Genomic DNA, 13,181 nt, shown 5'->3' with positions numbered 1-13,181 from the left:
CACTTCAAAAAATAAACCTTGAACATTCGCTTGAAGAAGCACTCGGCGTTGATATATACAAGGTGCTTGGCGTTATTGCTTTTGTATTGATGGGATTGATGCTATATAGGATTGCTATGAAAAAGCACGATGAAATAAAAGTATAAGATACTTGAGTTATCTGGTCAGGATTGATATGAATAATGGTTTGTATTAAACATAGTTTAATGCTTTGTTTATCCCTTTCCTTTTATAGATACCAGGTATTGTACAATTTCCTGCACGGATGAATCAGGAACAGGAGCGCCATAATTCTTCTGCATTTTATTTACTATAGTTGCCCATGTTTTTTCCGGGAAATCGGGCTGCATTTGTATGTAGCGGGCGGAGTGGCAGCTCATACAGTTTCGTTTAAAGGTTGTATAACCTGGTTTATCGGGCAGTTCTGAAATAATGGCATTGAGGTTTGTAACGCCTGTATCTGCAACCGGTTGAAGTGGCTGGCTGTTATTGCAGGCCGCAACAATCACAATTACAACAACGGCTAACAGGGTTTTATAGTTCATGTTTATTTTATTTATTATTGTGCATGTATAGCAAGGCTTTCAATTTCATTGCGCATGTAACCGCTACGGTTCCAATGGTGAAATGGCTGGGTTAAGCCCTTGCTGTTTGTCGCCTTCACCCAAAATACATAATCGCCTTTTTCTGCCGGCGTAAAACTGTAATGCCATCGGCGCCATGAATATTTTCCCAAATCTGCATCAAGCCTGGCGGGCTTCCACGTTTTGCCGCTATCCTGCGAAATTTCTACTTTTTCTATGCCGTCGCCTCCATCAAATGCAAGACCCTGTATATCTGTTGCTTTGCCAATTTCAATAGTATTTTCCGGTTCGGGTGAAACAAACAGCGACCGCACGTCCATTTTATTAATCGGTTCCATGTCTTTGCTTAATGAATCAGGCTTTTCGTTACCATTGGCAACATTCCTGGGCACGAGATAGGCTTTCTCCATCCAGAACCCTTTAAACGGTTTATCCAGCACCTGCACTTCACTCAGCATGCCCACCCAATAGGTGGCATACCAGCCGGGCACAACCAGTTTAAGCGGATAACCATTCAGTAAAGGCAATGGTTCATCATTCATTTCGTAAGCAATCATTACCTCGCCATCCATGGCATGATCATAATGCAGCGCCTTTACAAAATCGGGTGTACTATCCATCGGAGGTCCATCGAGGCCATTAAAACTAACATCTATTGAGTTTGCTTTAGCGCCTGCCAGTTCCAGTATATCCTTAAGTTTAACGCCCGTCCATTTGGCATTGCCCATGGCGCCGTTTTTCCATTGCCCGCCCGCAACCCTCGGATCAAAAAAACTTCTTGAATTGCCGGCACACTGGCATACGGCAGTTATGGTATAAGGTTTAAATTTCGTTTTGAGATCTTGTAAAGAAAGCTCAAGCGGCGTGGCTACATTACCGTTGATACGTAAACGGAAAGTGTCTGCATCCACTTTTGAAGGAAGGGAAGATAAATGCCAGCGAACGAAGAATACATTGTTGGGCGTGTAATCTTCCAGGAAATATTTTAAAGGCGTTTCGAGGTTGGGCGGCCTGTCGGTGAGCAGCAGCATAGAATCTTTTCCTGCAGGGCTCACCAGCGTTTCGGGTGCATCAGCCGATGCCGTAGTTGCAGGCGTTTTTGGTTTGGTATTGCAGGAAAACTGTATAAAGATCAATAACGGCAAGTATGTTGTCAGGTATCTTTTCATTACAAATGCTCTTAAGGCAAGTATAAAGAATAAAAACTGTATGGCAAGAAAACTACATATACTTTCTTGATGCAAACCCAAGGCTGTTTACCAGTACAACCGGATTATTGCTACTTCTGTAATGCTCACCGTATTTTTTTATACGTTGAGCTTCCGCCGTCCATAATACATTCTGTTGTGCCAATAGTAAGCCTGCCTCCCGATAAAGCAAAGCTGCTTGCAAAACCACTATTATCAAAATCTATCAGGGTTTGTTTCTCCGCAAAATCGCAGGGTTTGCCTGTATAAATTTTAAAAGTGCCGGTGTATTGATAAGTTGTATCAGTTGATTTTATTACCCGCGAATAATTATTGCCATCAAAAGCAAAAGTATTGCCGTTACCCGGCTCATATTCATGATGGCCGCTCCAGCCTCCATCGGAAGAAACCAGCTCCCATGTGCCCTGCAGATCTGAAGAAAGTTTCTGCGCATCTTTTTTACAGGCAGCAATGGTAACAAGCAAAACGGCAATAAAATATTTCAGTTTCATATATAGCAAATTATTGCTTTGACAAGGCATCACTTAAAAACGTTGGATTGCCTGATATTTATGACAATGTATAAAATTTTTATTCAAATAAATATTTCACATCCTCCTCACTCAGTGATTTTATAAATCCTGCATCTTCGCTGATAATATCTTTTACCAGCGATTGTTTTTTCTGCTGCAAGGCAAGTATTTTCTCTTCCACCGTATCGCGGCAGATCATTTTATAGGCAAACACTTTTTGCTGCTGTCCTATGCGGTGTGTACGGTCTATTGCCTGTTGTTCTGCCGCAGGGTTCCACCAGGGATCAATCAGGTAAACATAATCTGCAGCGGTTAAGGTGAGGCCAACGCCACCGGCCTTTAAACTTATCAAAAATATTTTTGCCTTATCTGTTGTTTGAAACTGCTGAACAAGTTCCTGCCGTTGTTCTGCTTTTGTACTGCCGTCAAGGTATAAAAACGGAACATTATTATTGCTTAATGCATCAGCAACCAGTTGCAACATACCGGTGAATTGTGAAAAAACGAGCACCTTATGATCACCAATATTTTCTTCCAGTTCATTCAGTAATACTTCAAGCTTTACAGATGCATTTGTAACATCTTTATGGTCTTTTAATAACTGCGGTGCATTACACGCCTGTCTTAATTTGGTGAGGCCTTCCAATATATACACAGCGCTGCTGCCGACGCCATCTTCGGCTATACGTTGTAATAAACTTTCGCGATAATAATGTTTCAGTGCATCATATATTTTCCGCTGCTCCTCTTCCATTTCACACCATAAAGTGATCTCAGTTTTTGCAGGAAGATCCTTAGCCACCTGCTCTTTGGTTCTGCGCAACAGAAACGGGTAAATTATTTTTTTAAGCTGCGCTGATTTTTCTTTATCGCCATATTTATCGATGGGTTGCGAAAATTCAGATTTAAAAAATTCACGGTTCCCCAATAAACCAGGATTAATAAAGTTCATTTGCGTATAAAGATCAAACGTGTTATTTTGAACAGGCGTTCCGCTTAATGCGATCCTGTTACGGGCCTTGAGCCGCACGATAGCTTTTGACAATTGTGCAGCAGGATTCTTTATTACATGGCTTTCATCGCAAATTATATATCCAAAATTAAATTGTTCCAACTGGTCTATATCACTTCGCACACAACCATAAGTTGTAAGTACGATATTGTATTGTTTGAAAGTATCCGCATCGTAATTCCTGTTGCCTTTATAATAAATAAAACAGGTAAGTTCTGGTGCAAATTTCTTTAATTCATTTTCCCAGTTATATAACAAAGAAGTTGGGCAAACCACCAAATGCGTTTCTTTCTTTTTTTTATTGGAAACATGCTGCAAAAATGTTATAGCCTGCAATGTTTTGCCAAGCCCCATATCATCGGCAAGACAGCCGCCCCATTGCATTTCATCGAGCAGGCAAAGCCATTCGAAACCTGCCTGCTGATAATCGCGCAGTGAAGCTTTTATTTCTTTGGGCACTTGATATAAATGTTCTGTATGTTGCTGCAGCCGCTGCCATTTTTCTTTAAACTCTTCTGCGATAGCCTTTGCTGTGATGGCTTCGCCATCCTTTATATTATCGAGTAAAGTATGATGCAGTGTTGATAACCTGATAGAATCCTTCTTCATCTGGCCCATGTGAAACAGCATACTATATTCCTGCGCCCATTCTTCAGGTATAGCGCCAATGGTTCCATCTTTTAATAAAAGAAATGATTGTTTATTGAAGATAGCTTTCTGCAAATCGGCCAGCGATACCTGCTGATCACCATAACTTATTTCAACACGCAGATCAAACCAGTCTATGCCTTTGCCATCAAAATGAATATGGATAACAGGCACATGCTTATTGTAACGGAAATGTTTTAGCTGCTCCATTCCATGCACAGAAATATTCTTATCAATCAGCTTACGATAAAATTTTACAAACCATTGTTTCTTTTCGGCTTCAGCAAAAGGCAGGTAATAATATCCATTTCTCTGCTTCGGGAATTTTTCATGCAGGCCGCATAAAAAGGCTTTCATTTCATTTTCTGCAGCAACATCTCTTTTTACCGTATATCGTTTTCCATCTGCAACCGCTGTAAACATATCACCCGGCTCATCATCAACTTCAAATTCACCGTATTGCCATTTAGTGGTTATCATCAGGAAACTGTTATTCAGTTCGCCTAAATAAATCTTTGGCTGAAGGCTTGTATCAGCAACCGTATCCTCGAGCAATACATCACGGTTTACAGCATAATTTTTTGAAAGCGGCTCAACGACATGCCATAAAAAGTCCGCTTCGTTTTCAGGTGGTACATCTATATAACCCTGTGGATATTTATTCAATATATCCACATCTTTTGGTGATAACAGGAAGAACTCGTTTTTACTTTGCAATAAAAAACCACGTCTTGTAAAATCAGTGGACGGAAAATATTCTTCATTGATATTTATCAACACCAACATGCGCAATAAACCGCCTGGTGTACGCACCAGTTCAAAATAAATTTTTGGCGCATAATTGCTGAATGCGGCAGGCCTGATGAAGATATTATTAAGATCATCCGCATACCTGTAATACCATTTTAAAATAGTGCTGAAAGGTTTTAATTCCTGCAGGCGGTAATAAATATGCGAGCTTATTTTTTGTTCTTTATATGCCTTAAAGGAAACGTCGCTTCTGTTATTTGAATTATAGTTTCTTTCTGCTTCCTGGCTTAGTACAGCCAGTTTTTCTGTTGTAAGAAAACGGATAGAATAAACAACTTCATGTGGTAGTTTACTAAAATCACGCAGGCTTTTTTCGCCGCTTAATGGAAGGACTTTATAATTCCGGTCGCCGTTTATTTCCTGCACCAACAATGCAGCAATATTAAAAGGGAGCTCAGTTTTTGAAACGAAATCGAGCAGTAAAGCCGTTTCATATTTCCCGTTCTTCCTGCCGGGCTTTACAGCGGGCAGTATAATTGTTTTCTTTGGTAAGTTGTTATTCGTTGCACTCATCTTTCAGCTCATTAAAAAAGCGCAATGATAAAGATTAATGCCATGTGCAAAAAGCAATGTTAGTAAGTATAGGAGCGGCAATATATCTTACAATTCATTAGCTTTCCGCGTGCAAAAAATTAATGCAGATATATCAAACAAATCGGCGCGTATAAAAGCTATTGTAGGCGGCTCTGTTGGCAATCTTGTGGAATGGTACGACTGGTACACGTATGCAGCATTCGCTTTATATTTTTCAGCATCATTTTTTCCAAAAGGAAATTCAACCATTCAATTGCTTAATACGGCAGGCATTTTTGCGCTTGGGTTTTTAATGCGGCCTTTAGGCGGATGGCTTTTCGGCCGCATTGCCGACAGGGTTGGCCGCAAAAAAAGTATGACAGTATCTGTACTACTTATGTCGTTTGGATCGTTGCTTATTGCCGCAACACCTACCTATAATGCCATAGGAATTATAGCACCGGTAATATTACTCACAGCGCGTTTGCTGCAAGGTTTAAGCGTGGGCGGCGAATATGGTGTTGCTGCAACATACTTAAGCGAAATGGCAGATAAAAAGAACCGCGGTTTTTATTCCAGCTTTCAGTATGTAACGCTTATTGGCGGCCAGTTGATTGCCACAGCTTTGCTTATTTTTTTACAAAATATACTTACGGAAAAAGACCTGGAAAACTGGGGCTGGCGCATTCCATTTATAGTGGGCGCTATTCTTTCTATTGTGGCTTTTTATTTAAGAAGAAGCCTTGAAGAAACAACTGCATTTGAAAAACAGGGCACAACAAAAATACAACGCGGCACATTGCAGGAATTGTTCAAACATCCTAAAGCCATCATGACCGTTATAGGGCTTACACTTGGCGGCACAATGGCGTTTTACACTTATACTACTTACATGCAAAAGTTTTTGGTGAACACGGTACATCTCAGTAAACAGGATGCTACGCTCCTCTCCTTTTGCTCGCTTTTAATTTTTGCATTATTACAACCTGCATTCGGCAGTATTTCAGACCGTATTGGCAGGCGGCCGTTGCTTATCGGCTTTGGCATTCTCGGCACTTTGTTTACAGTACCGTTGCTCACCGCATTAAGCACAACATCATCAAAATGGATAGCATTCATATTGCTTATAGCCGCACTTATAATTGTTAGCGGTTACACAAGCATTAATGCAGTGGTAAAAGCTGAATTATTTCCCGCTGAAGTGCGGGCTTTGGGAGTGGGACTGCCTTATGCATTTACGGTTGCTGTATTTGGCGGAACGGTTGAATACATTGCATTATGGTTTAAAGCTGCAGGCCATGAAAATTATTTCTATTGGTATATTTCAGGCTGTGTCTTTATCTCGTTGCTGGTATATGTTTTTATGAAAGAATCCTCTCATACATCAGCCATTAATAAAGAGGAAGAAAAGTTGATGGATAACCACCTGTTTGACTGATCATTCAACCACCACTATTCCGTTTGCAAGAAAGCTTATTTCTTTTTTAGGTTCAGTAATGGCAGCAATTTCTTCCTGTGATTTTTTTGCATCCTCCGCATAGTGCCGCAATTCACTTACCGGCGTGGTTTTAATGCTGGCAACCGCATCTATTACAACAGTTTTTCCTTTAATGGCAACCGGCGTAAAAAATGCATAATCTTTCATTTTTACAAAAGCTTCCGTTGAGTCGTTTACCGCAATCTTAAGCCAGCAACCTTTTTTGGGACAAACATCTAAAACTTTGGCTTTTATTTTCGTATTAAAAGAAGGAGTAGTTTCAAGTTTTGCAGGAACAACAGCCACATCAAAAGCATCATCTGCAGTTATTATTTCTCCATATTTATCGCCGGGATTTGCATTACCGGCCGGCGGCTGCGCCATTACCAAAGCAGGGAAAAGAAAAGCGGCGCAAATAATAAATAATTTTTTCATGAGGTTATTTTTTGTGCTGCAAAAATAGGATTCACACGGTTATGGATTCATCATTTAACGTAATTTCATGCACTATGAAATTATTCGGCAAAAAAGAACCTCAAACGGTTGAAGTAAAGGGCCACCAGCTTGTTTGCCCTGTATGCGCAAATAAATATTTCTGGACGCGGCGTGCACAGCTTAACAGATCATCGTCCACCTTTTTTAATTTAGACTGGACGGACAGATCAGCAACATGTTTTGTTTGTTCGGACTGTACGTATATCTTTTGGTTTTTAAGATAAGCAGCAGGCGTATCAATTCCTTCAATAATCATTACTTAAAAAAGTATTACACTCCTTATATTTATCGCCACAAATTTCACTTCATGAAATACTTTTTTGCACTAAACTTAATACTGGTTTTGCTAACAGGCTGTACTCCAAAAACTGCTAAAACCATAGCCAATGAAAACGATGGCTGGATACAGCTTTTCAATGGCAAAGACATTAAAGACTGGAATGTAAAAATCCATCATCATGAATACAATGAAAATTTCGGCAACACATTTCGGGTTGAAGACGGTATGATAAAAGTGCGCTACGACCAATACAAAGATTTTAGTGAGCAGTTTGGCCACCTGTATTATAAAACACCTTTCTCTTATTTTCACCTCAAATTTGAATACCGTTTTGTGGGCCAATGGATGAAAACCGCGCCGGAATACACTTTGCTGAACAGCGGCGTTATGTTTCATTCACAGGACCCTAAAACAATGCCCAAAGAACAGGATTGGCCTATCTCTATTGAGATGCAGTTGCTGGGTGGCGTGAAAGAAGGCGAGCCAAGACCTACCGGCAATATGTGCTCGCCGGGAACCGATGTAGTGTATAAAGGAAGAATTTCTCCAGATCATTGCATTAATTCAAGTTCTAAAACTTATTATGGTGATCAATGGGTGAAAGGAGAATTAATCGTGCTGGGCGATTCACTTATTACGCATATCATCAACGGTGACACGGTATTACAATATTCAAAACCGCAGATAGGCGGCGGCGTTGCCAATGGTTATGATCCTGCTCAAAAACAGGATGGCAAATTGTTAAGCAGCGGTTTCATTGCGCTGCAGAGTGAAGGACAGGAAATTGATTTCAGGAATATCTTCATAAAAAAATTACGTTAAACTCATCAACGTAAATGGTTTGACATTACAAGCACTGTTTAAAAAATAAGGCCTTTTGTAAAACCTTACAATAAGCTGGTTGCCGCAACGCTTGTACTTACGGCTATAGGTTCATTTGCGGCGCAGGTAAATGCATTCATATTAAAATATACGGTTGATTCCATTAATAAACTCATGGTAAATAAGCAGCCGTTGCAGGAAGGCTTTTATCTTCTTGGTATTATAAGCGCCGTTTTGCTGGGCAAAGAACTTTTGTATTCATTGATACAATTCGGACAAAAGTTTTATGGTGAAAAATTAAGGATATACATAGCGCGGGATTTTTCGCAGACCATCGTTGAAAAGATACTGTCTTATAAAATGGCTTTTTATACTTCTTCAGATAATGACAGCGGCAAATTGCAGACAAGAATTGATTTGGGCATAAGCAGCTTAACAAGACTGGTTCAAAATTTCTTCATCGATATCCTGCCCTTATTTACCAACGCTATTGTGGCTTTATTCTTTATGTTTTATGCTAATTTTTATGTGGGTTTGGTAAGCTTATGTATCGTACCTGTTTACTTTTTTGTAAGCCAGCGGCAGGCAAATAAATTAGGCGGGTTCAGGAGAAAGATGCGCCGGTACCGTGAAGTAAAAAGCAGTTCTATCATCAGCCTTATCGAGTCGATTACCGTTATCAAATCTTTTATTCGTGAACCGCTGGAAGCAGAACGTCATAAAACAATTCAATATGACATGACGGAGAACCAGATGCAAACACGCAAAACGAATTTTATTTTCGACAGCATTAAAAGCTTTATCGAGCAAATTGGCGTAGTTATCATTATTATTCTTACTGCTTATTTTGTATTGAATGGAAACATGACCATTGGCGCCATCATGTATCATGTTATGCTATTTGGCAACGTATCAAGCCCTATACGGCAACTGCATCGTATTTATGATGAATTGAATGATGCATTGATTTACTCCGAAGGCTTTTTTGATATTCTTGAAGCAAATAATGAAACAGAATCAAGCGGCGATTATATTCCCCAAAAAGTAAACGGTTATTTCAAACTCATTAATGTAGATTTTCAATATCCCAACGGGACAAAAGCGTTATCTAATATTTCGTTTGAAATACCCGCCGGTCAAACTACGGCATTGGTTGGTTTAAGCGGCGCCGGAAAAAGTACCATTATTAATTTACTGGATAAATTTTATGAACCGGCAAGCGGTGAAATATTATTGGATGATATTAATCTTACCGATTATGATACACAGGCACTAAGAAAAAACATTGGCCTTGTATTGCAGAAGAACCACATTTTTAACGGGAGTATTGCTGAGAATATTCAGTATGGAAAAACAGATGCAACACGCGAAGAAATAATTGATGCGGCAAAAAAAGCCTACATACATGAGCAGATTATGGATTTGCCGAAGGGATACGAATCGGAAGCAAAATTATTATCGGGCGGGCAACAGCAGCGCATTGCCATTGCAAGATTATTTTTAAAAGACCCGCCCATTATTTTTTTGGATGAACCTACTGCAAGCCTCGATGCCATTGCAACAGAACAAATAAAGAACAGCCTCGATGTTATTAAAAAAGACAGGACTGTAATTATTATATCCCACAGTATATCGCAGATCATTGATGCCGATCATATTGTGGTGTTAGAAAAAGGGCATGTTGCAGAAGTTGGGACGCACGAAGACCTTTTTGATAATAAAGGCGTTTATTATTCCATATTCACGGCTATGGCAAACAGCCTGAATATAGATAAGATTATCGGCTCACTTGATTAGGCATTATTCCGCAGCTTCAGTTGCATAAGCGCTTACCGGCTCGCAGGTGCATATAAGGTTCCTGTCGCCATAAGTGTTATTCACCCTTGCTACAGAAGGCCAGAATTTATTCTGCGTAACATAGTATAAGGGGAAGGCCGCTTCCTTTCTTGTATAAGCATGGCTCCATTCATCTGCACAAACTGTTGCCTGTGTATGTGGTGCATTCTTTAAAGCATTATCCTTTTTATCAGCCTTACCTTCTTCAACATTTCTTATCTCATCACGAATGCTGAGCAACGCATCACAAAAACGGTCAAGCTCTGCCTTATCTTCACTTTCCGTTGGCTCTATCATAATGGTGCCCGGAACAGGAAAACTTAAGGTAGGCGCATGAAACCCATAATCCATTAGACGCTTGGCAACATCTTCGGCTTCCACTTCTGCAGATTTTTTAAACGGGCGCAGGTCAACAATAAATTCATGTGCGCAGGTGCCGTTCGTTCCAAGGTATAAAACATCAAAGGCTTCCTGTAACCTTGCCCGCATATAGTTGGCATTTAAAATAGCATATTCACTTGCTTTCTTCACACCATCTCTACCCAATAATCTTATGTAAGCATAACTGATTAATAAAATGGAGGCCGAACCATAAGGCGCAGCACTTACGCTATTACCCGTTGATGGTTGACCGTTAGCCGGACTGCCTGGTAAAAACGGTTTCAAATGTTCTTTGCAGCAAATGGGGCCCATGCCGGGGCCACCACCGCCATGCGGAATAGCAAATGTTTTATGAAGATTAAGATGGCAAACATCGGCGCCTATTAAACCCGGCGCTGTTAAGCCAACCTGCGCATTCATATTAGCGCCATCCATATACACCTGCCCGCCATGGGCATGTACTATCTCTGTGATCTCTTTTACAGTTTCTTCATATACACCGTAGGTACTTGGATACGTTATCATAATGCCGGCAAGATTAGCTGCATGCTGTTCAGCTTTTAACTTGAGGTCATTTACATCAATATAACCATTTTCCAAAGCCTTTACTACTACTACTTTCATGCCCGCCATTACAGCCGATGCGGGATTGGTGCCATGTGCCGAAATAGGAATCAACATTATATTTCTATGCGCTTCGCCCCTGCTTTCATGGTAAGCCTTTATAGTTAATAAGCCCGCATATTCGCCCTGTGCGCCGCTGTTGGGTTGCAGGCTGCAGGCATCGAATGCGGTTATCTCGCTTAAATAATCTTCCAGCTCTTCAATCATCAACTGGTAACCGCCTGCCTGTTCTTTTGGTGCGAAAGGATGTATTTTACTCCAGTGATTCCAGCTCAATGGAATCATTTCTGTTGCTGCATTTAATTTCATGGTGCAGCTTCCCAAAGAGATCATGGAAGTATTTAAAGAAAGGTCTTTATTCTCCAAACATTTTATATAACGCATCATCTGGCTTTCGCTGCGATGCATATTAAAAACAGGATGTGTTAAGAATGATGATGATCTTTTTGCAAAAGGAGGAATATGTTCGGGTTCGATGTTTTCTTCAATGCCAAAACCAACCGGGTCAGTATCGTTTTCAAAACAGTTAATGAGATCATAGAGATCGTCCACCATCACGGTTTCATCCAGGGAAATGCCAATCAAATTATTATCAATATAACGGAGGTTGATCTTCTGGCGTTCCGCTTTTTCCTTTATAGCTTTTATATCATCAACCTTAACGGTTATGGTATCAAAATAGTTTTGCGATATAAGCTGAAAGCCTCTTGCTTCAATACCGTCAGCTACAATTTGTGCAAGCACCGCAACGCGTTTGGCAATATTTTTCAGGCCTTCGCCGCCATGGTACACGGCATACATTGCCGACATATTGGCCAATAAAGCCTGCGCCGTACAAATATTGGATGTAGCCTTTTCGCGTTTTATATGCTGCTCCCTTGTTTGTAAAGCCATGCGTAAAGCGCGGTTGCCCTGCGCGTCTACGCTAACACCAATAATACGGCCGGGAATGTTTCTTTTAAATTCATCCTTCGCTGCAAAAAAGGCTGCATGCGGCCCGCCATAACCAAGCGGCACGCCAAAACGCTGGGCGGAGCCAACCGCACAATCTGCATCTAATTCTCCGGGAGAAGTTAATAATGTTAGCGCAAGCAAATCTGTGGCCATTACCACAAAAGCATTGTTGCTGTGCACTTCGTGAATAAACTCACGATAATCTTCTATCGAACCCTTATCATTGGGATATTGAACAATTGCGCCAAAGAAAGATTTATCTATGGAAGCCGTTTTATAATCGCCAAATACCAGTTCAATGCCAACAGGTTTTGCCCTCGTTATTAAAACAGCTTTTGTTTGTGGGAAAATTTCTTCATCAACAAAAAACTTTGCCCTTTCAATATGATCATGATCGCGGTTAAGCAGGTTAAAGAACATGGTCATAGCTTCCGCTGCCGCCGTGGCTTCATCCAGCAATGATGCATTGGCTATAGGCAAACCTGTAAGATCGCTTACCATGGTTTGAAAGTTCAATAAACTTTCCAAACGCCCCTGTGAAATCTCGGCCTGGTAAGGTGTATATTGCGTGTACCATCCCGGGTTTTCAAAAACATTTCTGAGGATAACGGAAGGCGTTATAGTATCATAATAACCCTGGCCTATATAATTTTTGAAGATTTTATTTTTAAGGGAAATGTTTTTTATATGCTGCAGGTATTCGTATTCGCTCATAGCTTCAGGCAGCTTCAGCTCATGGTTCATACGTATGTTTGCCGGTACGGTTTTTTGCACCAATTCACTTAAATTGTTTACCCCGATCACTTTCAGCATTTCTTTTACTGATGTGTCATCAATGCCCATATGCCGCCCTGCAAATTCGCCGGACTGAGATTCAAATAGATTCATACTAACTCCTATAAAAAAGGGATTAAAAAAAGATGCGCAAAGTTACGCGCAATCATTTGTTAATAAAAGTGAAAGTGGAAAAGGTGTGAATGGAGCGTTAATCAGATTAGCTGACTAAAAAATTATATTTATTTTGA

9 protein-coding genes are annotated in these 13,181 nt (G+C 40.4%); 3 read left to right on the top strand and 6 right to left on the bottom strand.

Annotated elements, in window-relative coordinates; translation table 11 throughout:
* Positions 1 to 215: 215 nt before the first annotated feature.
* The 4 genes from ACTHN6_RS04300 to ACTHN6_RS04285 all read right to left on the bottom strand — a co-directional run bounded on the left by ACTHN6_RS04300 (position 216) and on the right by ACTHN6_RS04285 (position 5,287).
* Entirely contained in the window at positions 216 to 545 is a 330-nt protein-coding gene (locus ACTHN6_RS04300; protein WP_440434486.1) for a hypothetical protein, read from the bottom strand.
* 14 nt (positions 546 to 559) lie between these two features.
* Positions 560 to 1,753, bottom strand: coding sequence for a molybdopterin-dependent oxidoreductase (locus tag ACTHN6_RS04295; protein WP_440434485.1), 1,194 nt, complete (start codon positions 1,751 to 1,753; stop codon positions 560 to 562).
* Positions 1,754 to 1,878: 125 nt separating this feature from the next.
* Positions 1,879 to 2,283 carry a hypothetical protein gene (locus tag ACTHN6_RS04290; protein WP_440434484.1) on the bottom strand — a complete coding sequence of 135 codons (405 nt, stop codon included), beginning with the start codon at positions 2,281 to 2,283 and terminating at the stop codon, positions 1,879 to 1,881.
* A gap of 79 nt (positions 2,284 to 2,362) precedes the next feature.
* Positions 2,363 to 5,287 (bottom strand): SNF2-related protein, encoded by a 2,925-nt coding sequence (locus tag ACTHN6_RS04285; RefSeq protein WP_440434483.1) that lies wholly within the window; start codon positions 5,285 to 5,287, stop codon positions 2,363 to 2,365.
* A 109-nt stretch (positions 5,288 to 5,396) separates the two neighbouring features.
* Between ACTHN6_RS04285 and ACTHN6_RS04280 the strand changes: the two genes are divergently transcribed.
* On the top strand, positions 5,397 to 6,725 hold the full coding sequence (locus ACTHN6_RS04280; RefSeq protein WP_440434482.1) for an MFS transporter: 1,329 nt from the start codon (positions 5,397 to 5,399) through the stop codon (positions 6,723 to 6,725).
* Here the strand turns inward: ACTHN6_RS04280 and ACTHN6_RS04275 are convergent, their stop codons facing one another.
* The gene (locus ACTHN6_RS04275; protein ID WP_440434481.1) at positions 6,726 to 7,199 is read right to left on the bottom strand and encodes a DUF4920 domain-containing protein; all 474 of its coding nucleotides are present in this window, start codon (positions 7,197 to 7,199) and stop codon (positions 6,726 to 6,728) included.
* Positions 7,200 to 7,566: 367 nt separating this feature from the next.
* Between ACTHN6_RS04275 and ACTHN6_RS04270 the strand changes: the two genes are divergently transcribed.
* Both ACTHN6_RS04270 and ACTHN6_RS04265 read left to right on the top strand, forming a co-directional pair.
* Positions 7,567 to 8,361, top strand: coding sequence for a 3-keto-disaccharide hydrolase (locus ACTHN6_RS04270; RefSeq protein ID WP_440434480.1), 795 nt, complete (start codon positions 7,567 to 7,569; stop codon positions 8,359 to 8,361).
* 45 nt (positions 8,362 to 8,406) lie between these two features.
* Complete coding sequence (locus tag ACTHN6_RS04265; protein ID WP_440434487.1) at positions 8,407 to 10,158, top strand: ABC transporter ATP-binding protein; 1,752 nt, start codon at positions 8,407 to 8,409, stop codon at positions 10,156 to 10,158.
* Positions 10,159 to 10,161: 3 nt separating this feature from the next.
* Here the strand turns inward: ACTHN6_RS04265 and gcvP are convergent, their stop codons facing one another.
* Positions 10,162 to 13,044, bottom strand: a complete 2,883-nt coding sequence (gcvP, locus tag ACTHN6_RS04260) for an aminomethyl-transferring glycine dehydrogenase (RefSeq protein ID WP_440434479.1) — start codon at positions 13,042 to 13,044, stop codon at positions 10,162 to 10,164.
* Positions 13,045 to 13,181: the final 137 nt, after the last annotated feature.

It is taken from the genome of Parafilimonas sp. (genome assembly GCF_051953455.1).
GTDB lineage: Bacteria > Bacteroidota > Bacteroidia > Chitinophagales > Chitinophagaceae > Parafilimonas.
The sequence above is the reverse complement of the archived record's forward strand: the minus strand, read 5'-3'. Positions and strand labels throughout refer to the sequence as shown.